At 65.1% G+C, this 21,501-nt stretch carries 19 protein-coding genes and 1 pseudogene; 12 read left to right on the top strand and 8 right to left on the bottom strand.

Features of this window, described 5'->3' with window-relative positions; genetic code table 11:
- Window positions 1–49 precede the first annotated feature (49 nt).
- The 5 genes from FHW94_RS18435 to FHW94_RS18415 all read right to left on the bottom strand — a co-directional run bounded on the left by FHW94_RS18435 (window position 50) and on the right by FHW94_RS18415 (window position 4,852).
- Window positions 50–994: an NADP-dependent oxidoreductase gene (locus tag FHW94_RS18435; protein ID WP_210425742.1), complete on the bottom strand. Its 945-nt coding sequence runs from the start codon at window positions 992–994 to the stop codon at window positions 50–52.
- Between the two features lie 87 nt (window positions 995–1,081).
- A complete protein-coding gene (locus tag FHW94_RS18430) occupies window positions 1,082–1,945 on the bottom strand; it encodes an alpha/beta hydrolase (RefSeq protein ID WP_168557268.1) in 864 nt (287 codons plus the stop codon).
- A 48-nt stretch (window positions 1,946–1,993) separates the two neighbouring features.
- Window positions 1,994–2,818 (bottom strand): oxidoreductase, encoded by an 825-nt coding sequence (locus tag FHW94_RS18425; protein ID WP_168557267.1) that lies wholly within the window; start codon window positions 2,816–2,818, stop codon window positions 1,994–1,996.
- Window positions 2,819–2,913: 95 nt separating this feature from the next.
- Complete coding sequence (locus tag FHW94_RS18420) at window positions 2,914–4,008, bottom strand: alkene reductase (RefSeq protein ID WP_168557266.1); 1,095 nt, start codon at window positions 4,006–4,008, stop codon at window positions 2,914–2,916.
- A 55-nt stretch (window positions 4,009–4,063) separates the two neighbouring features.
- Window positions 4,064–4,852 carry an SDR family oxidoreductase gene (locus FHW94_RS18415; RefSeq protein WP_168557265.1) on the bottom strand — a complete coding sequence of 263 codons (789 nt, stop codon included), beginning with the start codon at window positions 4,850–4,852 and terminating at the stop codon, window positions 4,064–4,066.
- 108 nt (window positions 4,853–4,960) lie between these two features.
- On the opposite strand from FHW94_RS18415, the gene FHW94_RS18410 reads away from it, so the two are divergent.
- From FHW94_RS18410 to FHW94_RS18400, 3 genes and pseudogenes are all read left to right on the top strand, one after another.
- Window positions 4,961–5,509 (top strand): TetR/AcrR family transcriptional regulator, encoded by a 549-nt coding sequence (locus FHW94_RS18410; protein WP_168557264.1) that lies wholly within the window; start codon window positions 4,961–4,963, stop codon window positions 5,507–5,509.
- A gap of 413 nt (window positions 5,510–5,922) precedes the next feature.
- Window positions 5,923–6,102 (top strand): annotated as a pseudogene (locus tag FHW94_RS18405) (CsbD family protein); the annotation flags it as partial.
- Window positions 6,103–6,223: 121 nt separating this feature from the next.
- Complete coding sequence (locus FHW94_RS18400; RefSeq protein ID WP_168557263.1) at window positions 6,224–7,714, top strand: PAS domain-containing protein; 1,491 nt, start codon at window positions 6,224–6,226, stop codon at window positions 7,712–7,714.
- A 13-nt stretch (window positions 7,715–7,727) separates the two neighbouring features.
- On the opposite strand, the gene FHW94_RS18395 is transcribed toward FHW94_RS18400, so the two are convergent.
- The gene (locus FHW94_RS18395) at window positions 7,728–8,114 is read right to left on the bottom strand and encodes a response regulator (protein WP_168557262.1); all 387 of its coding nucleotides are present in this window, start codon (window positions 8,112–8,114) and stop codon (window positions 7,728–7,730) included.
- A gap of 456 nt (window positions 8,115–8,570) precedes the next feature.
- Here FHW94_RS18395 and FHW94_RS18390 point away from each other — a divergent pair, with 456 nt between their 5' ends.
- Entirely contained in the window at window positions 8,571–10,718 is a 2,148-nt protein-coding gene (locus FHW94_RS18390; RefSeq protein ID WP_168557261.1) for a TonB-dependent receptor, read from the top strand.
- Complete coding sequence (locus FHW94_RS18385; protein ID WP_349237556.1) at window positions 10,705–12,171, top strand: PepSY domain-containing protein; 1,467 nt, start codon at window positions 10,705–10,707, stop codon at window positions 12,169–12,171. The genes FHW94_RS18390 and FHW94_RS18385 overlap by 14 nt, the downstream gene beginning before the upstream one ends.
- A gap of 251 nt (window positions 12,172–12,422) precedes the next feature.
- Here the strand turns inward: FHW94_RS18385 and FHW94_RS18380 are convergent, their stop codons facing one another.
- Together FHW94_RS18380 and crtD are read right to left on the bottom strand one after the other, a co-directional pair.
- Entirely contained in the window at window positions 12,423–13,238 is an 816-nt protein-coding gene (locus tag FHW94_RS18380) for a hydroxyneurosporene dehydrogenase (RefSeq protein WP_349237555.1), read from the bottom strand.
- A 23-nt stretch (window positions 13,239–13,261) separates the two neighbouring features.
- Window positions 13,262–14,821 (bottom strand): 1-hydroxycarotenoid 3,4-desaturase CrtD, encoded by a 1,560-nt coding sequence (crtD, locus tag FHW94_RS18375; RefSeq protein ID WP_168557260.1) that lies wholly within the window; start codon window positions 14,819–14,821, stop codon window positions 13,262–13,264.
- Between the two features lie 103 nt (window positions 14,822–14,924).
- On the opposite strand from crtD, the gene FHW94_RS18370 reads away from it, so the two are divergent.
- The 7 genes from FHW94_RS18370 (at window position 14,925) to pufB (ending at window position 21,443) form a co-directional block, all read left to right on the top strand.
- Window positions 14,925–16,043: a methyltransferase gene (locus FHW94_RS18370; protein WP_210425741.1), complete on the top strand. Its 1,119-nt coding sequence runs from the start codon at window positions 14,925–14,927 to the stop codon at window positions 16,041–16,043.
- Between the two features lie 124 nt (window positions 16,044–16,167).
- Window positions 16,168–17,145, top strand: coding sequence for a chlorophyll synthesis pathway protein BchC (bchC, locus tag FHW94_RS18365; protein WP_168557258.1), 978 nt, complete (start codon window positions 16,168–16,170; stop codon window positions 17,143–17,145).
- 35 nt (window positions 17,146–17,180) lie between these two features.
- Window positions 17,181–18,143, top strand: a complete 963-nt coding sequence (locus FHW94_RS18360; RefSeq protein WP_168557321.1) for a chlorophyllide a reductase iron protein subunit X — start codon at window positions 17,181–17,183, stop codon at window positions 18,141–18,143.
- Window positions 18,130–19,671 (top strand): chlorophyllide a reductase subunit Y, encoded by a 1,542-nt coding sequence (bchY, locus tag FHW94_RS18355; protein ID WP_168557257.1) that lies wholly within the window; start codon window positions 18,130–18,132, stop codon window positions 19,669–19,671. Before FHW94_RS18360 ends, bchY begins: the two co-directional genes overlap by 14 nt.
- Window positions 19,668–21,128, top strand: a complete 1,461-nt coding sequence (bchZ, locus tag FHW94_RS18350) for a chlorophyllide a reductase subunit Z (protein ID WP_168557256.1) — start codon at window positions 19,668–19,670, stop codon at window positions 21,126–21,128. Before bchY ends, bchZ begins: the two co-directional genes overlap by 4 nt.
- Window positions 21,125–21,295: a hypothetical protein gene (locus FHW94_RS18345; RefSeq protein ID WP_168557255.1), complete on the top strand. Its 171-nt coding sequence runs from the start codon at window positions 21,125–21,127 to the stop codon at window positions 21,293–21,295. The genes bchZ and FHW94_RS18345 overlap by 4 nt, the downstream gene beginning before the upstream one ends.
- On the top strand, window positions 21,288–21,443 hold the full coding sequence (gene pufB, locus FHW94_RS18340) for a light-harvesting antenna LH1, beta subunit (protein ID WP_168557254.1): 156 nt from the start codon (window positions 21,288–21,290) through the stop codon (window positions 21,441–21,443). Before FHW94_RS18345 ends, pufB begins: the two co-directional genes overlap by 8 nt.
- Window positions 21,444–21,501 lie beyond the last annotated feature (58 nt).

Below are 21,501 nucleotides of genomic sequence, written 5' to 3'. Positions count from 1 at the left end.
GCTGCCCCCTGGAGGTGGAGCGCGCTCTGAAAGCGCATGCCCCGCTTGGTCACAAACCCTGGACGACAACCTTTCCCTTGGCCCGCCCGGTTTCGACATAGGCAAGGGCGTCCGCAGTCTGCGCAAAAGGAAAGACCTTGTCGACGACCGCGCGGATCGCACCGGCATCAATCAGCTTGGCGATCTCCGCCAGTTGGCCCCCATCCGCGCGCATGAACAGGAAGCTATAGTCGACGCCCAGGCGCTTCGCCTTTTTCACGGTGCCCCGGCCCAGCATCCGCACCACGAGGCGCAGGACGGGGTTCATCCCCAGCGATCGGGCAAAGCCGATGTCCGGCGGGCCGGAGATGGAGATCAGCTTCCCGCCCGGCTTCAGCACGTTCAACGACTTTGCCAGAGCCTTGGCATCCTGGCTGTGGAGCACAAGGTCGTACCCGGACAGCAGCTGTTCGAAATCCTGCGTCCTGTAATCGATCACCACATCGGCGCCGAGGCTCCTGACCAGTTCGGCATTCGCGGCGCTGGTGGTGGTGGCGACGGTCGCGCCGAGATGCTTGGCCAGCTGGATGGCAAAGGTGCCGACGCCGCCCGAACCGGCCTGGATGAACACCTTCTGCCCGGGCTTCACTTTGCCCTGTTCCACCAGCGCCTGCCAGGCGGTAAGACCGACGAGCGGGATCGATGCGGCCTCTTCCATCGACAGGCTCGCCGGTTTCAGCGCGAGGTCCGCCGCGTTCACCGCGATCCTCTCCGCAAACGTGCCGGCGCGGCCATCGCGCGGGCGCGCATAGACTTCGTCGCCGGCCTTGAACTGCCGCACATTGGCGCCGGTGCGGATCACGGTTCCGGCCAGATCGTGCCCCAGGATGAACGGCGGGCGATAGGGCAGGAAGAGCTTGAACTCGCCGTCACGGATCTTGGAATCGAGAAGGTTGATCGCGGCGGCGTCGATGCGGACGAGAACATCGTCGGCACCGATCTCGGGATCGGGCATGTCGCGCAGGCGCAGCGGGCTCTTCTTCTTGTACTTGTCGACGACAAAGGCTTTCACGTGCGGTCTCCAGCGTGAGATGGTGTCGGGTCAATCGGCGAGGAAAGCTGCGGTTTTCGAGACGAACTCGTCGTGATACTGGAAGATGCCGCCATGGCCGGCGTCAGGGTAGATCACCAGTTCGGCATTCGGAATGCGCCGGGCCAAGTCCAGGCTGTTCGCGGTGGGCACCATGATGTCGTTGTCTCCATTGGCGACAAGCACCGGTATCACGATCCGCGCGAGATCTTGCGGAGGCTGGCGTCCCCAGGCCTTGATCGCGGCAAGCTGGCGCAGGAAGGCACGCGGCGTCGGTCCTTTGTCACGATCCGCCTTGCGCTCGTTCAAGCGCGCGAGAAAGTCCCTGGCCGCGCGGCGGCCTCTGGTGGTGCCGGTGAAGAACAGATAGGTCTTCGGGTCGCGTGCGGTCAGCATGCCTTTGAGGATCAGCGGCCAGGAGATGGCGCCGACTCTAGCGATGCCGGTGCCGCCCGCAGGGCCGGTGCCGGTGAGGATCAGCTTGCGCACCAGGCCCGGCGCCCTGAGCACGAGATCCTGGGCGACGAAGCCCCCCAGCGAGAAGCCCAGCAGATCGACCTTGGTGAAGCCCAGCGCGCTGATCACGGCCTGCACGTCGCGCGCCATCTCCCCTATAGTCGCCGGGGCCGATCCGCCGGAAAGACCGATCCCGCGATAGTCGAGCGCGATCACGTGGCGTGCGGTGGCGAGTCCGTCGACGATGCGTGGATCGAAATTATCCAGCACCGCGCCCCAGTGGTTGAGCAGGACCAGCGGCGTCCCGCCGCGTGGCCCGAGTTCGCGATAGGCGAAGCGGATCTTGCCCATGGTCACGAAGCGGTTGGGGGCGTCGCGATAGCGGCGTGGCGATGCGGTCGGATGGGTTGCGGTGGTCATGATGGGCCTGCGTTGCCCGCGCACGGGTCGATGAAGGGGAAGGGGCGCTCAGGCGATGTTGAATTGCTTGCGCAGCGTGCGATCGAACAGCGCGCGGGGCAGAAAGCGCCGGGCGAAGGCCGTCTGTCGCGCCGCCTTGCCCGAAGGGTAACGCAGCTGCGGTTTGCCGGCCTGTGCTGCGGCGACAATGGTTTCCGCCACATCCTCCGCCGTATCGCCGGTCGCCATCGCCGCCGCGAACGCGGCCTGGTAGCGCGCGAACGCGTCGCTATAGTCCGCGACGGGTCGATCGCCGCGCGGCGAATTGGCTTCGATGGATGTCTTGGTCGCCCAGGGCTCGATCACGGCGACGCGAATGCCGAACGGGCGCACTTCGTGGTCGAGCGATTCCGAATAGCCTTCAATGGCGTGCTTGCTCGCCGTGTAGTGGGCGCCGAAGGGACCGGGGATCAGCCCCACGACCGAGCCGATATTCAGGATCCGCCCGCCGCCCTGGCCGCGCAGGATCGGCAGCACCGCGTTCGTTACCCGGACGACGCCCAGATAGTTGGTGTCGAACAAGGCGCGGACCTGCTCGATCGAGCTCTCCTCCGCAGCGCCGGAAATTGCATAGCCGGCGTTGTTGACCAGCAGGTCGATGCGGCCGAGCTCGGCGTGCGCGGATGCCACTGCTGCTGCAACCGAGGCGTCCGATGTCACGTCGCAGGCGATCATCCGGATGCCATCGCGGATTTCGCCGGGTGCCGCCTTGCGGCTGGTGCCGATCACCCGGTAGCCCGCACGGGCGAGCGCCATAGCGGCCGCCTTGCCGATGCCGCTCGAGGCGCCGGTCACGAATGCTGTCTTCGATGCGTTGGATGTGGAGGTCGCCATGGCGTTGTTCTCGATCTGGCGTGCGGCATTGGCCGCGCGGCGGTTGATGGTGGGGTGGGTATCGAGGACCGCGCCGCAGCACGGCCCCCGCTGGCTCAGTTGCCGGACGCGTCGGTAAAGCGGGGGTAATCCGTGTAGCCTGCGGCGCCTCCGCCATAGAGCGTGGCTGGATCGATCTCGGCCAGGGGCGCGCCGCGCTGCAGCCGTTCGACGAGGTCCGGATTGGAGATGAACGGGCGCCCGAAGGCGATCAGGTCGGCCTTGCCTTCCGCCAGATGCGCGGTCGCGAGACCCAGATCATAGCCGTTGTTGGCGATATAGGCCTTTGAGAAGCGGCGGCGCAGCGAGCCGTAATCGAAGGGCGCGACGTCGCGCGGGCCACCGGTCGCGCCTTCGACGACGTGGATGTAGGCGATACCCAGAGTGTCGAGCTGATCGACGATATAGTCACATTGTGCCTGCGGATCGCTGCAGGCGATACCGTTGGCGGGCGAGACCGGGGAAATCCGGATGCCGGTGCGTTCCGCTCCGATCTCCTGCGCCACCGCGGCCGTGACTTCCAGCATCAGCCGCGCGCGGTTTTCCACCGAGCCGCCATAGGCGTCGGTTCGGACATTGGCCCCGTCTTTGGCGAACTGCTCGAGCAGATAGCCATTGGCACCGTGCACCTCGACCCCGTCGAAACCCGCCTCGATCGCGTTGGCGGCCGCCTGGCGGAAGTCGTCGACGATGCCAGCCAGCTCCTCGATCCTTAGCGCGCGGGGCTCGGAGACATCGACAAAGGCGTTGTTGACGAAGGTCTTGGTCTCTGCCCGGATGGCCGAAGGCGCGACCGGCTGGCCGCCGCCAGGCTGGAGGTCGAGATGGCTGATCCGGCCGACATGCCAGAGCTGGAGGACGATGCGGCCACCCTTTTCGTGCACCGCCGCGGTCACCTTGCGCCAACCTTCGATCTGATCGCGGCTGTAGATGCCGGGCGTGTCCTGATAGCCTTGCCCTTGCTGCGAAACCTGGGTCGCCTCCGAGATGATCAGTCCGGCTGAAGCCCGCTGGGCGTAATATTCGGCGGTCAGGTCACCCGGCACCAGGCCGGCCCCGGCGCGGTTGCGGGTAAGTGGCGCCATCACGATCCGGTTGGAAAGTGGAATGGCGCCGAGGGCGTAGGGTTCGAAAAGCGTGTTGCTGGTCATGATGCACCTGAAGGATGGCCGCTGTCGCGGCATGGGCATGGGGAGGGCTTGGTGCTCAGGCGCGCGTGCGATAGCGCTCGGCCGGCAGGGCGTTGCCGATGTTGCCGATCATGGCCTTGCGCGCGCCGTCGAACGCATCCCACTGGCCGGCATCGTGCAGCGGCGGGATCGTCACCGGTTCGCGGCGGTCGAAGCCGACCAGGGCCGCGTCCACCAGATCGCCCACTTCCATGACGTTGCTCATGGCATCGACGTCGGCACCGGCATGACCCCAGATCTCGGTGCGGGTCGAGGCCGGAAGCACCGCCTGGACGTAGACGCCCTTCGGCCCGAGCTCCTGCGCAAGGCCCTGCGACAGGAACTGCACGAAGGCCTTGGTTGCACCATATACCGTCATGCCGAATTCCGGCGCCACGCCAACGACCGAGCCGATATTGATGATCGCACCTTCGCCGGCCTCGGCAAGACGCGGGGCAATCGCCTTGGAAAGGCGCAGCAGCGCAGTTGCGTTGAGCGCGACGAGCCTGGTCATGTCTTCGACGCTCTGGTCGACGAAGCTTCCGCCGATCGCCGTTCCGGCATTGTTGATCAGGATGCCGATGCGCGCATCCTCCCGCAGCCTGGCCTCGACCTCGGCGAGATCTGCCGCCTGGGTAAGATCGGCCGGGAGGATGTCGATCGTCACCCCGGTTTCCTGCCGCAGGCGCGCCGCAAGCGCTTCCATCCGCGTCGCATCGCGCGCGACAAGCACCAAGGCATGGCCACGGCGGGCGAACCGCTCGGCATAGGTGGCGCCAATGCCGGTGGAAGCGCCGGTGATCAGAACTGCAGGAATGTCGCTCATCGGATTGCTCTTTCTGTATCGGGCTCTATATTCATGACAGTGATCATGATTGGCTAAATATGATAGCCATCATCTAAATGTCAACGGCGGTCGCGGAGAAATTTGGATATGAAGGTCAGCAAAGAGCAGATGGCGGAAAACCGTCGCCGAATTCTGAAAGTCGCCAGCGCCTTGTTCAGGGAAAAGGGTATCGAGGCGGTGAGTGTCGCGGAGGTGATGAAGGCGGCAGGCCTCACCCATGGCGGCTTTTACGGGCATTTCCGCTCGAAGGACGATCTGGTGGCGCAGGCGCTTGCGAACGCGCTTGCAGCGGACAGTTTCGAGAACGGAAGCTTCAGCGATTTTGTCCGGGCCTATCTGGCCCCGCGACACCGGGATAATCCCGGCGGCGGTTGCCCGACCGCCGGCCTCGCCGCTGCCATGCGCCACCAGACGCCTGCAGCGAAAGCCACCATGGCGGAAGGACTGCGAACGCAGATCGCGCGCATCGAACATGCGCTTCCGGCGTTGCCCGCAGCGGACAAGCGTACCGCAGCAATCGGAAGCTGGGCGGCGATGGTTGGGGCGGTCATCCTGGCGCGGGCGGTCGATGACCCACAATTGTCGGACGAGGTGCTCGAGCGAACGCGCGCATGGATCGACGCTGCCGTCAGGTAGGCCGCAGCGTCGCCGACAGGGAACTGGCCCGGCGCGGGTCCGCTGGCTTTTACATTCTCGGGCCGCCGCTGGGGCAACTTTGGCGCCTCTTTAGCCACTCCTCGTCTGTACGGGGCACCGCGACGTTGAGGCGCGTCTGCTGATGGAAAGATCCGCCATTCCACACGCCGTGTTGGATCGACGGCTTCGTCCTGCGATGCCACCTTCGCTTTCGGCAGCGCCCGACCACCTTCGGGTATTCAACTTGTTGAGCCAAATGTCCGGTTCTGACTGAAGTTACCGAAGGAGACAGGTCGGACCCGCCGATCGGCGAGGCTGCCTAGAAGCCACGCAGGCGCCTTGAGTAAGGAACGTGACATGGATCAGGACGTTGACTGGCACTGTCTTCAGGGACCCAAGTGACAGGAACGACCATGGGCGACCTCACAAACAAGATCAGCGCCGCCGGCAACAAGGTGGTGGGCAACGACAAGGAGGCGATTGGCAAAGCGACTGACAACGAGAAGCGGGTCGTCGAAGGCGAGGCGTAATAGATCAAGCGTATGGCGCAGGATGTGAAAGGCACCGTCAAGGGCCCGCTCGGCGACAATATCTCAGCCTGCTGCTTGGCACGGCCCGTGCGGACTGCCACGGAAGCATTCCCTTTTCGAGTCACCCACCAGGGCGCGGCTATCGCGGCCTCGCGCGCAACCAATAGAAGCGAATGTCCTGCTGATGACCGAGAAATTTGACGGTACGTCCATCGAGGAGGAGTCCGAACGGGCCGAATCCCTCCTGAGTTTTGACTTGGAAGAGTTGGCCGGCAGCGCGGCGCTGACGCGCATCACCGATTTCGCAGCCGCTTTGTGCGCTACACCGATCGCCCTTGTGAGCATCGTCGAACGCGAGCGACAATGGTTTCCAGCACGAACCGGGCTCGACGTTGCAGAGACTCCGCGTGAGACATCCTTCTGCGCGCACGCCATGCGCGGCACCGACCTCATGGTCGTGCCTGATGCAACGCAAGATCCGCGGTTTGCAGACAATCCGCTGGTGGCCGGCGCGCCCTACATTCGATTTTATGCGGGTACGCCGCTCATCTCGGACGACGGTGTACAGCTCGGCGCGCTTTGCGTCATCGATCGAGAACCGCGTTCTGGACTAACCACGGTGCAGCGCGAAGGATTGTTCGTCCTGGCCTCGAATATCATGTCATTGCTGACCGCACGCCGTGCGTCTCTCCGGACCGACCGGGAGTTGGACGAACGGGAAGCCAAATTCCGGATCCTGGCGGATGCGATGCCGCAGATGGTCTGGTCGGCGCGTCCAGACGGGTTCCACGACTACTACAACGCGCGCTGGTATGAATTCACGGGCATGCCGGCCGGCTCCACCGATGGCGAAGGCTGGAATGGCATGTTCCATCCGGAGGACCAACCCCACGCTTGGTCGGTCTGGCGCCGATCGCTGGCAACGGGCGAACCGTACGAAATCGAGTATCGACTGAGACGTGCGGACGGCGAGTATCGGTGGACTTTGGGCCGAGCTCTCCCCATCCGTGATCGAAACGGCGTGATCACACGATGGTTTGGAACATGCACGGATATCCACGATCAAAAGATGATACAGGCGCAAAGAGAGATCGTGGCGCACGAGCTCAGCCATCGTATCAAGAATATCTTCGCCGTGATCAGCGGCTTGATCAGCTTCTCGACACGGCAACATCCCCAGATGAAACCCGTCGCAGATGATTTGCGCGAACGGATCCTGGCACTCGGGCGCGCGCATGATTTCGTTCGACCGCATAGCGATGCATCCAAGCCGAGCGCCGTGCAGGACAGCCTGTCAGGGATGCTCGGTGAACTGATGGACGCATATGCCGGGCGCCTCGCCATCTTGGGAGATGATACGACCATCGACGATCGCTCTGCCACGCCCTTGGCCCTGCTGTTTCACGAGCTGGCCACCAATGCAGCGAAATATGGATCGCTTTCGTCCGCCGATGGCAGAGTCCAGATCACGATCGAGGTGGGCGATGGTCGCGTAGAAATCGAATGGCTCGAGCGCGGGGGGCCGCCGGTCGCCGCGCCCTCGCACGACGGCTTCGGCACCAAATTGATCGAGCTCAGCGCGATCAAGCAGTTGGGCGGTCACATAGAGCGGAACTGGTCCGTCGAAGGCTTGCGTCTGCGCCTCGTCGTTCCCACCACGGCACTACATCGCTAGCGGACGTTGTCAGCTAAATGATGATAACATCCTGATGGATCACGTTCGCTGATTCCGGATCCGCTGCGATAGCCGCTGCCGCGAGGACCGCTTCTTCCGAAAATGGTTTACGGATATAGCCGACAGCCGTCCGGGCAGGTTGTTCGATCTGATTTGGGTTGGCGGTCACGTAGACGATCCTCATACTGAACCTGTCCGCCAGCTCCAGCGCCAGCCCAGGGCCGGTCGGCCCATCTCTCAGATTCAGATCAACGAACGCTACTTTGGCTGTCGCTCCGGCAGCCAGCGCTTCCGTCTGATCGGCTGCAATGGCAACGACGGTGTACCCGGCATCCTGCAGAATCCGCTCTATTTCCAAGGCAATGAAGATTTCGTCCTCGACGATAAGCACGGATTTCATACTGGGAACCTCATGCATTCACAATGCTGCAGCGCCGCACCCGTTCCCTTTTCAATTGGCCCCTGCCAATGCATTCATTTGCTGCTCAAGCCGGCTTGCAGATCGGCATTGCGCAGGGCCGGAACGTCGGTGACGCGTATGCCTTGACGCACGTTGAACGTGACTGATCTACCCCAAGGGTCTCAGGCAACGGTTGCCCAGTTCAGCCGTTCAGGTTCAGCCGCTAGAGCGTCTGATCGTGCCGAAAGCCGCCAAAAGCAAAGCTCTTGAAAGTTGGCTCGAAGGCGCGCCCGGCTACGCAAATCGGGACTGCGTGGTTCTGCAACATCTTGTAACGACGCTGTAACCTGTGACTGTCGGCCCGATTACGGTACATAACTGGCCGCTGCACGGCGCACCCCTAAGCAACACGTGATACAGATTATTGGGGGGGTTGGAATGAAATGCACGGCGCGGATGCTGGCATTGGCCGGGTGGTCGATGACGGCAATATTGGTTGTGGCGGAAGCGCGCGCGGCTGAGGAAGACGATCCTCAAAACAACGACATTCTTGTGGTCGGCAGGCCGCTGGCCGCTCTCACGGCACCGGCTCCCACCGGCAGCCGCCTTGGTCTGACCCCGCTGGAAACCCCCGCCACCATCTCGATCATCGACGGCGACGAACTGCGCGCTCGAGGCGATCTGACAATCGTCGATGCGGTCACCCGTGCGCCTGGGATCACTTCCTCGGCAAACCCCGGCAATGGCGGGACCGCGCTGGTTGCGCGAGGCTTCAGTGGACAAGGTTCGGTCCTGCAACTCTACGACGGCGTTCGGCTCTTTCCGGTTGCCGGCACGATCACCTTTCCGGCAGATCCGTTCAACGTGGAAAGGGTCGAAGTGCTCAACGGTCCGTCGTCTGTGCTCTACGGGCAAGGCGCGCTCGGCGGCGCGGTCAATGTGATCACCAAGAAGCCGAATACCGCCAGGACCGAGGTCAACGGCGAAGCCAGCTATGGTGCGCAGAACAGCTGGCATGTTGCGGCTGGCTCGGGAGGGCCAATCGGTGACAGGCTGTCCTACCGCATCGATGGCAGTTACCGGCAATCTGACGGCTATGTCGATCGCGGGGACTCCAGCAGCTATGCCCTTTCGGCAGCGCTGCGTTTTGCGCCGTCCGACTCTTTCTCGCTCACGCTGCGTGACGATTATGCGAACCAGCGGCCTACCGAGTATTTCGGCACGCCGCTGATTGACGGCAAGCTCGACAGGAGCATCCGTCGCCGCAACTACAACGTCGCCGACGCCGAGCTGCATTACCGCGATAACCGTGTGATCCTGACCGCAGAGTGGGCGCCTTCCGCAGCCATCAGCATTTCCAACACAGCGTATTGGCTGACCAGCAAGCGCCTGTTCAAGAATCTCGAGAGCTATTGCTGGATCGGTGCCAGCGGCGATTGTCCCAATGGCTATAATGGCACCTCCGGCACCCCGGGCACGATCTACCGCACCGACAATCTCGGCATCTTTCACGACCAATCGCAGATCGGTAACCAGGGCAGCGTCAAGTGGAACGGCTCTTTCGGAGCTATCCGCAACGACCTCGTCGTCGGGTTCGACGTCAACAAGATCAACCTGACCTATTCGAACGATTTTGGTTCGGACCTGCAGGAGGATTTTGTCGACCCGCGGACGTTCGATCCGGGGTTGTTCTTCGATACACAGGGTATCGCCCCGCGGTACCGCACGCGCACCACGGAATACAGCTTCTTCGCCGAGGACCGGTTGCGCCTCAGCGACCAGCTTTCGATCGTTGCCGGTATCCGCGACGAGCACGACCGGGTCTATCGCCAGAACATCGACCCTGCCGGCGCAATCGGCGCGCGGCTCTTCACCAAGACGCTGCGCAACACGACCTGGCGGGCCGGCGCGGTTTACCAGCCGACCGCGACAGTGTCGCTCTATGGGCAGTATTCGACCGGCACCGATCCGCTCGGCACACTCACCACGTATTCGGGTTCGCAGACCCGGTTCAGCAACGCGACCGGCAATCAGGTCGAAATCGGCGTCAAGGCCAGCTTCCTCGATGGGCGGGGGACAGCCTCGATCGCTGCCTATCGCATCGCCAAGAAGGGCCTGTTGTCGCAACGGACGGCGACCAGCCCGATCGAACAGGTGGGCCAGCGCTCGTCGAAGGGTATCGAAGCTTCTGTCTCGCTCGATTTGCCGCTGGGCTTCGGCATCGATGCGAACGGCACCATACTCGACGCGCGTTTTGACGATTTCATCAGCGGCACGAGCATCTACACCGGCAAGACGCCGCCCGGCGTCCCGGAACAATCGGCCAATGTATGGCTGCGTTGGGATGCGGCCAAACAGGTGCAGGTACGGGCCGGTCTTCGCTATGTCGGCCGCACCTATTCCGACAACGCCAACAGCTTCCGGGTGCCCGCCTATGCGGTTGTAGACGGAGGGCTGAGCTATGCCGTGACTAGCAAAGTCGCTGTTGACCTCAGGTTCTATAATCTCTTCGACAAGGATTATGCGACGACCACCTACAATGACGAACAATGGATCCTCGGCCGTCCGCGCTCGCTCGATCTCACGGTTCGTGTCCGCCTCTGACATGCCTGGCGGCAGGCTCGGTCATCATCTCAAGCGGTGGCTTTTTCTGGTTCACCGCTGGATCGGCATCGTCACTTGTATGCTCTTCACGATATGGCTCGTTTCTGGCCTGGTGATGATCTACGTTCCGTTCCCGTCGCTCGGCAAGGCCGAGCGGCTGGCCGGTCTCGCGCCGATCGATTGGGCAGCAGTGCGTGTGACGCCCGAAGAAGCGCGACGGGTTGCAGGCGGCAGGCCGGTGCGCAACCTGACTCTGGAAATGCGCGATCGCGCGCCGGTATGGCAGATCGAGCCGTGGGATGCCGCCCCGGTGGCGATCTCTGCCGTCTCGGGCAATGTTCTGGCTCAAACCGACGGAGCGTCTGCGCGCCGAATTGCCGGTGATTTCGGGCATGCTCCAGTTCGCCTGATCACAGCTCTCGAACGCGATCAGTGGACCGTTGCGGGCAGCTTCGACCGCCACCGACCGCTCTGGAAGGCCGAACTCGCGAGCGAGGGCGGCAGGGTGCTGTACGTCTCGTCGCGGACCGGTGAGGTGGTGCTCGACACCAACGGGACGGAGCGTTTCTGGAACTGGATCGGATCCGTTCCGCACTGGATCTATCCAACGGTGCTGCGGCAGTACAATCTGGTCTGGCGGCAAGTCGTCATGTGGGTGTCGGGCCCCTGCATCATCGGTGCGATTACCGGAATTTGGATCGGGATACTGCGGTTGCGCACGGGACGCCGCCGCTACAGCGCAGGGCGCTTCACACCCTATCGCGGCTGGATGAAATGGCATCATGTTTCAGGGCTCGTTGGCGGGGTCTTCCTGACAACCTGGATTTTCAGCGGGTGGCTGTCGGTCGACCCAGGCCGGCTTTTCGCGAGCCCAGGCCTCAGTCTCGCTTCCCAGATCCGCTATGCGGGAGCCGACAAACCGCTGACACTTGCCGCTGATGCGCTGGGACGGTCTGCGACGGGGGTGAAGCTGGTGCACATCCGCTGGAGCCTTGGCAGGCCGCAGGTACTGGTCGAGCGCGGCCCGCAACAGGCAAGCTTCCTCAGTGGCAAGACGCTCACGCCATGGCAAACTGATCGCGCCACCATCGAGCAGCGCGCTGCGCAGCTTGTCCCTGCGGGCCATATCATCGCTGTTGATCGCCTTGTAGCACCCGATGCCTATTGGTACGAAACCGACGGACTGCCGCTGCTCCCCGTTCTGCGCATCCGCTTTGACGATCCGGCGCGAAGCTGGGTCTATATCGATCCGGCGAGTGGTGCGATCGTCGGCGATACCGACACCCGGCGCCGCCTCTATCGCTGGGCTTTCGACCTCCTGCACAAATGGGATCTGAACGGCTTGACCCAAGCGCGGCCTGCCTGGGACGCAGTGCTGTGGCTGACATCGCTCGCAGGGCTGGTAATCGCAGTGAGTGGCGTCGTGATCGGCTGGCGGCGCTTGAATCGCTAGGCGGCGTGGACAAATTTCACAGCGCAACCATGGCGTTGTGGAATTTGTCCACGCCGCCTAGACTTTTAGCGACAGCTCCGTAGGCATGCCTCGATCGCGATGGGCCCTGGCCGATGCTGGAGCAGCAGCGTGCAGGTCGGGGGCGCCATTTATGAGTTCACGACCTAGATAAACGTCCGCTCTTGCCGAAGTCCGCCCTTCAACGAGCAGATTGCGGACAGCAGGAATGTTCCAACGCCCGACGCCCCCCATCACCCCACCCGCGGAATCCGGTACGGCAGCATGAATTGCACCACGGGCGAGGCGAAGCGGGCCATGTCGAGGCTTTCCTGCACCGAGACGACCGGTTCGCCGTAGAGGGTGGAGCGCAGGGTGGAGCGGGCGTAGAAGGGGGCATCTTCCCAGGTGCGGACCACGCTGGCCAGGCCGCGGTCGGCGCGGGTCTTGCGTTCCATTTGCCACAGGGTGTTGGGCAGGGGGGCGACGGGGGGGAGCACGTCTTCCTCGTGCGGGGTGCCGTCGGCGGCGAAGCGCAGGGCGCTGGCGAAGGGGCGGCCGCTCTGGCGGATGCCTTCGTACATGACGAAAGCGCCTTTCCGGCTGTGCGCGCGGGACCAGTGCCACATGCGAAAGCCTTGTTCCAGCGACTCTGCGCCGAAGTTGGAATCGAGATAGGCGCTGCCCTGCCACGACAGCGCGGGCGCCTGCATCGTCACTTCGATCCGCGCGCGCGGGGCCAGGCAGTGCCAGCGGTGCAAGCCTTGCGGATCGAGCGCAAAGGCCGTGGCATTCATGGTTTCGGGAATGACCCGGATGCGGCCGGCGACGCGGCGTTGCCAGGGCACGCCCACGCGCTTGTCCATTTCCTCGATCTCGATTTCCAGGGCATTGCCCGTCCAGTGCACGCTGCTGGGCCCGATCTGAAGGGTATCGGCATCGCGCCGCACGGCGCCGCGCGCGCGCTCCGTCATCGTCCAGCGCGCGCCGGGACCATAGAGCGCGACGTTGAGCGCGCAGTGATCGAGCGGATCGGCCCGGCCGCTTTTCTTGTAATAGGGCGAAAACACGCTGCCGATGAAGGCGATGATGGTCAGCCCGTGGCGCCCGCAGGCGCTGATCGCGTCGACATACCACCAGCCGTAGCCACCGGGTGGAACCGCCGCATCGAAGCGAGGTCTTGCATCACCACCTGGGCTGCCAGCCGTCCCGACAAGGCGGCCATCGGCACCCCGGCCCCCGGGTGGGTGCTTCCACCCGCGCAATAGAGCCCAGGGATCCGCGTCCGCGTGCCCTGGCGCAGGAAGGACGCCGCCCAGCCGTGCGAGGCCCGTCCATAGATCGCTCCGCCGGTCGAGGGCGAAAAGGTCTCGAACGCGTTCGGCGTCAGCAGCACGCGGGGAAAATCCGGTTCCAGTTCCAGCCCGCAGCGCTGCAGCGCCCGGCTCATGGCCAACGTGCATTGGTCCCTCTCCTTTTCGGTATAGACGTGGCTGTCGCCATTGGCGGGCGCGTTGACGATGATCTGCAGCCGTTCGCGGCCGCCATCGTTGGCCAGGGCGCCGTCGCGATCCTGCGCGCAGACATAGACGCTGGGATCGGCGGGTGGGCGGCCCCCGGCAATATCGCGGAATTCGCGCGGGTAATCGGGCGAGAACAGGACGTTGTGGCGTTGCAACGGAAAGCTGCCGCTGCTGCGCGCATGGGCGAGCCAGACCATCGCCGATAGCGAGCGCTTTCGCACCCCGTGGCTGCTGACTGCCATGGCCGCCACCGGGCCCAGGCGGCCCGCTGCCAGTGCTTCGGGATCGGCATTGGCAATCACGGCATCTGCGGCCACGTGATCGCCGTTGGCCAGGACCACGCCCGATGCCCGGCCGAGCGCGGTTTCCAGCATTGCCGCGCCGGTGCCGAAGCGGAACTGCGCGCCATGTGCCTTGGCCAGGTTCATCAGCGCCTGGGCCAGCGCGCTCATCCCGCCATCGATCAGCCAGACGCCAAGCGACTCGACATGCGCGATCAGCATCAGCGTGGCCGGCGTGGCAAAGGGGGAAGAGCCGCAATAGGTGGCATAGCGCGCGAAAAGCTGGCGCAGGCGGGGATCGGCGAAGTGCTGCCCCAACACGGCCCACAGGCTTTCATAAGGGCGGATCGCCAGCAGATCGCCCAAGCGCCAAAGGCCGATGCGCCACATCAGCGATGGCGGCCAGGCGAGCTTGCTGCCGCGCAACATCGTGGCATCGAGAATGCCGTGGATGCGCGCCGCCTCTGCCCGAAACGCGCGAAACCCGGCGGCCGCGCCGGCGCCGGCAAAATCGCCGATCGCCTCTTCGCTGCGCGCCGGATCGGCATGAAGATCGAGCTGGCGGGTCTCGTCCCAGGCGTGGCGGGCCAGCACTTGCGCGCGCCGGATCGTCACGTGATCGGCAAGGCTTGCCCCGCATTCGTGGAAAATCTCGTCGAACACGTCGCGCAGGGTGAACACGGTTGGCCCGGCATCCACGGCCACGCCATCTACCGCGATCTGCCGCGCCTTGCCCCCCGGATGGGCGGCTTTCTCGATCACGGTCACGGCGTGGCCCCGCGCCGCGAGCAGCGCCGCTGCCGCCAGGCCGCCGATGCCGGCGCCGATGATCGCAACACGTGCCGCCATCTGCGTGCCCCCGTCTGCATGAATGCGTTGGAAAAGGAATCGAGCCTGCGTGTTCGCAATTGAACTTTACCGCATATGTGTCAAACAAGATAGACATATGCTGATGTCCATCGCCATTGAAGGCTTTCAAGCCTTGCCACGGCACACGCGCTGGAAGGGGCGGTGGGTGGCGTGGCGCAACGCGGTCTTGGCCAGCCCGCATTTCCAGTTGTGGGCGGCGCGTCTGCCGCTGCTGTCCTGGGTGGCGCGGCGGCGCGCGGTGCAGGCATTCGATCTGGTGGCGGGCTTTTGCTATTCGCAGGTTCTGGCAGCGGCGGTGCAGGTCGGGCTGCTCGACCTGTTGCGCCGGGGCCCCTGCGATCTGCCCGGTGTGATGAAGGCCAGCGGCCTTTCGCAAGCGGCCGCGCTGCGCCTGGTGCGCGCGGCGGCCGCGCTCGACCTGGCCGAGGAAGTGGCGCCGGGATGGTGGCTGCTCGGGCCGCAGGGGGCGGCGCTGCAGGCCAATCCGGGCGCGATCGCGATGGTTCGTCATCACGCCCTGCTTTATGCCGATCTGGCCGATCCGGTGGCCCTGCTGCGGGCCGATCGTGCTGCGCCCACTGCGCTTTCCGCGTTCTGGCACTATGCCGGCAACGCCCCTGCGCCCGAGGCTGCGGCCTATTCCGCGTTGATGGCCACCTCGCAAGCCATGGTCGCCAGCCAGGCGCTGGGGGCCTATCGCTTTGCGCGGCATCGCCGGGTGCTCGATGTGGGGGGTGGGCACGGCGCCTTTGCCAACGCGGTGGCGCGCGCCTGCCCGCGGGTGGATGTGGGGGTGCTTGACCTGCCGCCGGTAATCGCCGGGGCGCAAGTGGACCGGCGCATTGCGTTGCACGTGGGCGATTTCTTCCGCGATCCGCTGCCTGCCGGGTACGATTGCATCACGCTGGTGCGGGTGCTGCACGATCATGACGATGCCGCCTGCGGGGCGCTGTTGCGCGCCGTCCACCGTGCCCTGCCGCCCGGTGGGCGACTCGTGGTGGCAGAGCCGATGGCGGCGACGGCGGGGGCCGCCGCGATGGGCGAGGCCTATTTCGGGCTCTACCTTTGGGCGATGAATGCCGGCCGCCCGCGCTCTGCCTGCGAATATGGCGCGATGCTGAAAAACGCCGGGTTTTCCCGCTGGCGGCGCCAGGCGACGGATTACCCGGTCGTGTCCAGCCTGATTGTCGCGTTTAGATGACAAAATAAAGCGTCAACTGTAATTGACGTTTGATCGCGTTGGCGTATGTTGATTCTTGCCGGACCACATCCGCCTTTGGGTGTTGCGCCGGGGTCGAACAGACCGATGGGAGAAGGACCGGGGCATGGATGCGCTGGCCGTCATACTCGAGGCACCCAGGTGCATCGCGCTGCGCAAGCTGACGTTGACCGGCTCGGCCGGAGCGGGGCCTGCGACGGGCGCTTCGCCGGCGCCGCTCGGCCCTGGCGACGTCCTGGTCGACGTGCGGTGGAGCGGCATCAGCACTGGCACCGAGAAGCTCTTGTGGTCTGGCGAAATGCCGGCTTTTCCCGGAATGGGCTATCCCCTGGTGCCGGGCTATGAATCGCTGGGTCGTATCGTGGACGCCGGGGCCGATGCCCAGGGGCGGATCGGTGACTGGGTCTTCGTGCCCGGCGCGGCCTGCTATGCCGATGCGCGCGCCTTGTTCGGTGGAACCGCGCAAGCCCTGATCGTGCCGTCGGCGCGCGCCTTTCCGGTGGCCGAAACGCTGGGCGCCGATGGCGTGCTCTTTGCCCTGGCCGCAACCGCGCTTCACGCGCTCAACGGCGGAGCGGCGCCCGATCTGATCATCGGGCATGGCGCGCTGGGCCGCTTGCTCGCGCGGCTGGCGATCGCGCAGGGTGCGCCCGCGCCAACGGTGTGGGAGCGCAATCCGCTGCGGCGCACGGGCGATACCGGCTATCGCGTGATCGCGCCCAAGGACGACGACCGGCACGACTATGGCACGATCTATGATGCCAGCGGCAATGCCGATTGCCTGGACCTGCTGATCCCGCGGCTGCGCCACGGCGGCGAAATCGTGATGGCCGGGTTCTATGCCAACCGCCCGAGCTTTGCCTTTGCCCCCGCCTTTATGCGCGAGACGCGCTTTCGCATTGCGGCAGAGTGGCGGAGCGAAGACCTGGAGGCGACGCGCGCGCTGGTCGAGCGGGGGGCGTGCAGCCTGGCTGGCGTGATCAGCCACATGCGCCCCGCGCACGAGGCGCAGGATGCCTACCCCGAAACTTTCCTGGCCACCGACTGCCTCAAGACGGTTCTCGATTGGAGCGCTTGCGCATGACCTTGCTGAACACTGCCAACGCCCCGCACGGCGCCATGCTGCGCGCCGAAGCCGCGATCGAACCCGACCTGCCCCATATGGGCGAAGCGACCAAGCAGACCCAGGTGATCGCGATCTATGGCAAGGGCGGATCGGGCAAGAGCTTTGCCCTGTCGAACCTGAGCTACATGATGGCGCAGCAGGGCAAGCGCGTGCTGCTGATCGGGTGCGATCCCAAGTCCGACACCACCAGCCTGCTGTTTGGCGGGCGCAGTTGCCCGACGATCATCGAAACCTCGGCCGCCAAGAAGCTGGCGGGCGAAGATGTGCGGATCGAGGATGTATGCTTCCAGCGCGACGGCGTGTTCGCCATGGAACTGGGCGGGCCGGAAGTGGGCCGCGGCTGTGGCGGGCGCGGCATCATCCATGGGTTCGAGCTGCTGGAAAAGCTGGGCTTCCACGATTGGGGGTTCGACTACGTGCTGCTCGATTTCCTGGGCGACGTGGTCTGCGGCGGGTTCGGCCTGCCGATCGCGCGCGACATGTGCCAGAAAGTGATCGTGGTCGGCTCCAACGACCTGCAATCGCTCTATGTGGCGAACAACGTCTGCAAGGCGGTGGAATACTTTCGCAAGATGGGCGGCAACGTGGGCATTGCCGGCATGATCGTGAACAAGGATGATGGCACCGGCGAAGCCGCGGCTTTTGCCCGCACGGTGGATATTCCGGTGCTCTGCGCCATTCCGGCGGACGAGGACATCCGCCGCAAATCGGCCAATTACCAGATCATCGGCCGGCCCGGCGGGCAATGGGGCAGCCTGTTCGAAGACCTTGCGCGCAACGTGGCCGCAGCGCCGGCGCGGCAGCCGCGCCCGCTCGACCAGGATGGCCTGCTTGGCCTGTTCTCGCCCGAGGACGTGGGCGGGGGCGTGGTGCTGGTGCCTGCCACCCAGGCCGACATGCGCGGCGGCGCCTTCGTCCAGAAGCCCTCGCTCGAGGTGATCTATGACGAAGCGTGACGCGCCCGCGCCCGTGCTGGAGCGCCAGCCAGACCGGATCGCGCTTGGTCCGCCGGCCGAAGGCGGGGGCTGCCATGCCGATGCCGGCGTGTTGCGCGCGGCGACCGACAAGGCGCAGGGCAGCGAATTGCTGGCGCGCTATGCCGCCGATTATCCCGTCGGCCCGCACGACCAGCCGCAGAGCATGTGCCCGGCATTCGGCTCGCTGCGCGTGGGGCTGCGCATGCGCCGCACGGCCACGGTGCTCTCCGGCTCGGCCTGTTGCGTCTATGGCCTGACGTTCACGTCGCACTTTTACGGCGCGCGGCGGACGGTGGGCTATGTGCCGTTCAATTCCGAAACGCTGGTGACCGGCAAGCTGTTCGAAGACATCAAGGAGGCGGTGGAGGGGCTGGCCGATCCGGCGCTCTATGACGCCATCGTGGTCACCAACCTGTGCGTGCCCACGGCCAGCGGCGTGCCGCTGCGCCTGCTGAAAAAGCAGATCAACGGCGTGCGCATCATCGGTATCGACGTGCCCGGTTTCGGCATTCCCACCCATGCCGAGGCCAAGGACGTGCTGGCCGGTGCGATGCTGGCCTATGCGCGGATTGAGGCCGAGCAGGGCCCGGTGGCCGCGCCGCGCGTGAAGGCGGATCGGCCCACGGTGACGCTGCTGGGCGAAATGTTTCCAGCCGATCCGGTTGGCATCGGCATGCTGCTGGAGCCGCTGGGCCTGGCGGCGGGGCCGGTGGTGCCCACGCGCGAATGGCGCGAGCTCTATGCCGCGCTCGATTGCGCCGCAGTGGGTGCGATCCATCCGTTCTACAGCGCCAGCATGCGCGAATTCGAACATGCCGGGCGGCCCATCGTTGGGTCGGCACCCGTGGGCGTGGAAGGTACGGCGGCCTGGCTCGATGCCATCGGCGCGGCTTGCGGCGTGGCGCAGCGCCTGATCGACAATGCCAAGGACCGCTTCCTGCCCGCGATCGGTGGCGCGCTGGCGGCCAATCCGATCAACGGGCGGATCACCGTGACCGGCTATGAAGGATCGGAACTGCTGGTGGCGCGGCTCTTGATCGAAAGCGGCGCCGATGTGCCCTATGTCGGCACGGCCTGCCCCGCCACCGTGGCCGGGGCGGCAGACCGCGCCTGGCTGGAAGCGCGCGGCGTGCGGGTGCAATTCCGCGCCAGCCTGGAGCAGGACATTGCCGCGGTCGAGGAATTTGCCCCGGACCTGGCGATCGGCACCACGCCGGTGGTGCAATATGCCAAGCAGCGGGCGATCCCGGCGCTCTATTTCACCAACCTGATTTCGGCGCGACCGCTGATGGCCATGGCCGGGGCGGGCAGCCTGGCGCAGGTGGTCAACGCGGCGATGGGCAACAAGCCGCGCTTCGACGCGATGCGCGCGTTCTTCGATGGCGTGGGCACCGGCGCGCAGGCGGGCGTGTGGGAAGACACGCCGCAGGACCGGCCGCAGTTCAAGAAGAAATACGCTGCGCTCAACGAGGCCGCGCGCAAGGCGGCCGAGGCGGTGGGATCATGACGCTGGTGCTCGATCACGACCGGGCCGGCGGCTATTGGGGCGCGGTCTATGTCTTTGCCGCGGCCAAGGGCCTGCAGGTGATCATCGACGGGCCGGTGGGCTGCGAAAACCTGCCGGTGACATCGGTGCTGCATTACAGCGACGGATTGCCGCCGCACGAATTGCCCATCGTCGTGACCGGCCTGGGCGAGGAGGAGCTGGGCAAGACCGGCACCGAAGGGGCGATGAAGCGGGCCTGGGCCACGCTGGACCCGGACTTGCCCGCCGTGGTCGTCACCGGTTCGATTGCCGAGATGATCGGCGGCGGGGTGACGCCGCAGGGCACCAATATCAAGCGCTTCCTGCCGCGCACCATCGACGAGGACCAGTGGCAGAGCGCGGATCGCGCGCTGAGCTGGCTGTGGTCGGAATTCGGGCCGAAGACCGTGCCGGCGGCGCGCCCGGTGAAGCCCGGCGAAAAGCCGCGCGTGAATATCATCGGCCCGTCCTATGGCATGTTCAACATGGCCAGCGACCTGCACGAAGTGCGCCGCCTGATCGAGGGGATCGGGGCAGAGGTCAATCTGGTGTTCCCGCTCGGCTGCCACCTGGCCGATATTCGCAAGCTGGCCGATGCGCAGGCCAATGTCTGCCTCTATCGCGAATTCGGGCGCGGCTTGTGCGAAGTGCTGGAGCGGCCCTATTTCCAGGCGCCGATCGGGCTGGACAGCACGACGCGGTTCTTGCGCGCGCTGGCAGCCGAACTGGGGCTGGACGCAGAACCTTTCATCACCCGCGAAAAGCACACCACGATCAAGCCCTTGTGGGACTTGTGGCGTTCGGTGACGCAGGATTTCTTTGCCACGGCCAGCTTCGGCATCGTGGCCAACGGCACGTATGCGCGCGGCATCCGCCACTTTCTGGAACAGGACATGGGCCTGCCGTGCAATTTTGCCTTTGCGCGCGAGCCGGGGGTGAAGCCGCGCAACGAGGACGTGCGCGCCGCGATCCATGCCAATCCGCCGCTGGTGCTGCTGGGCAGCTATAACGAGCGCATGTACAACGCCGAGCGCGGCGGGCGCGGGATCTATATCCCGGCGAGTTTCCCCGGCGCTGCCATCCGCCGCCACACCGGCACGCCGTTCATGGGCTATGCCGGGGCGACCTATCTGGTGCAGGAAGTGTGCAATGCGCTGTTCGACGCGCTGTTCCACATCCTGCCGCTGGCCACCGAGATGGACAAGGTGGAGCCCACGCTTGCGCGCGCAGCCGGCGAGGCGGCCTGGCGCGAATTGCCGTGGGACGAAGATGCCAAGGCGCGGCTCGACGATGTGGTTGCGGCCCAGCCGGTGCTGATCCGCATTTCGGCCGCCAAGCGGCTGCGCGATGCGGCAGAGCGCGCCGCGCGCCGGTGCGGCGAAGACCGCGTCAGCGCCGATCGCCTGGCCGATGCCCTGCTTGAGGCACAGGTCGCATGACCCGCGCCCACCCCGATCGCCCCGCTGCCCGGTTCTGGGCAACCCGGCCTTGCCATTCTCGCGGCACCATCGAAGCGCGGCGAACCGCCCCGCAGGTTCGTGAGGATACCGAAGAGGTCTTCCGCCTCTCGCACACCACCAACGAAAGGAGATTGGGCTATGAGTGATCGTGACGATCGCTTTGGGCTGAGAACATATCTAACGCCCGAAGAAGCAAAGGAATTCCACAAGCTGTTCATGAGCAGCTTCCTTGGCTTCACCGCCGTGGCCGTGGTTGCACATGTCCTTGTCTGGATGTGGAAGCCCTGGCTCTGAACGCGCGTTTCCCTCGCGACCTCGGGCCATCACGGCTTGATGGGGCGGGGGCCAACAA

The sequence above is a fragment of the Novosphingobium sp. SG720 genome (genome assembly GCF_012275365.1).
Lineage (GTDB): Bacteria > Pseudomonadota > Alphaproteobacteria > Sphingomonadales > Sphingomonadaceae > Novosphingobium > Novosphingobium rhizosphaerae.
This window is presented reverse-complemented; position numbering and strand designations above follow the sequence as displayed.

Excerpts from the sequence above, each read along its gene's own strand:
- FHW94_RS18410 (WP_168557264.1), top strand. The coding sequence starts at position 4,961 with ATGAAGGTCAGCAAAGAGCAGATGGCGGAAAACCGTCGCCGAATTCTG.
- FHW94_RS18360 (WP_168557321.1), top strand. The coding sequence starts at position 17,181 with ATGCTGCGCGCCGAAGCCGCGATCGAACCCGACCTGCCCCATATGGGC.
- FHW94_RS18345 (WP_168557255.1), top strand. The coding sequence starts at position 21,125 with ATGACCCGCGCCCACCCCGATCGCCCCGCTGCCCGGTTCTGGGCAACC.
- bchZ (WP_168557256.1), top strand. The coding sequence starts at position 19,668 with ATGACGCTGGTGCTCGATCACGACCGGGCCGGCGGCTATTGGGGCGCG.
- FHW94_RS18425 (WP_168557267.1), bottom strand. The coding sequence starts at position 2,818 with ATGGCGACCTCCACATCCAACGCATCGAAGACAGCATTCGTGACCGGC.
- bchC (WP_168557258.1), top strand. The coding sequence starts at position 16,168 with ATGGATGCGCTGGCCGTCATACTCGAGGCACCCAGGTGCATCGCGCTG.
- FHW94_RS18370 (WP_210425741.1), top strand. The coding sequence starts at position 14,925 with ATGTCCATCGCCATTGAAGGCTTTCAAGCCTTGCCACGGCACACGCGC.
- FHW94_RS18430 (WP_168557268.1), bottom strand. The coding sequence starts at position 1,945 with ATGACCACCGCAACCCATCCGACCGCATCGCCACGCCGCTATCGCGAC.
- FHW94_RS18435 (WP_210425742.1), bottom strand. The coding sequence starts at position 994 with ATGCCCGATCCCGAGATCGGTGCCGACGATGTTCTCGTCCGCATCGAC.
- FHW94_RS18420 (WP_168557266.1), bottom strand. The coding sequence starts at position 4,008 with ATGACCAGCAACACGCTTTTCGAACCCTACGCCCTCGGCGCCATTCCA.
- crtD (WP_168557260.1), bottom strand. The coding sequence starts at position 14,821 with ATGGCGGCACGTGTTGCGATCATCGGCGCCGGCATCGGCGGCCTGGCG.
- FHW94_RS18390 (WP_168557261.1), top strand. The coding sequence starts at position 8,571 with ATGCTGGCATTGGCCGGGTGGTCGATGACGGCAATATTGGTTGTGGCG.
- FHW94_RS18400 (WP_168557263.1), top strand. The coding sequence starts at position 6,224 with ATGACCGAGAAATTTGACGGTACGTCCATCGAGGAGGAGTCCGAACGG.
- FHW94_RS18415 (WP_168557265.1), bottom strand. The coding sequence starts at position 4,852 with ATGAGCGACATTCCTGCAGTTCTGATCACCGGCGCTTCCACCGGCATT.
- FHW94_RS18395 (WP_168557262.1), bottom strand. The coding sequence starts at position 8,114 with ATGAAATCCGTGCTTATCGTCGAGGACGAAATCTTCATTGCCTTGGAA.
- bchY (WP_168557257.1), top strand. The coding sequence starts at position 18,130 with ATGACGAAGCGTGACGCGCCCGCGCCCGTGCTGGAGCGCCAGCCAGAC.
- pufB (WP_168557254.1), top strand. The coding sequence starts at position 21,288 with ATGAGTGATCGTGACGATCGCTTTGGGCTGAGAACATATCTAACGCCC.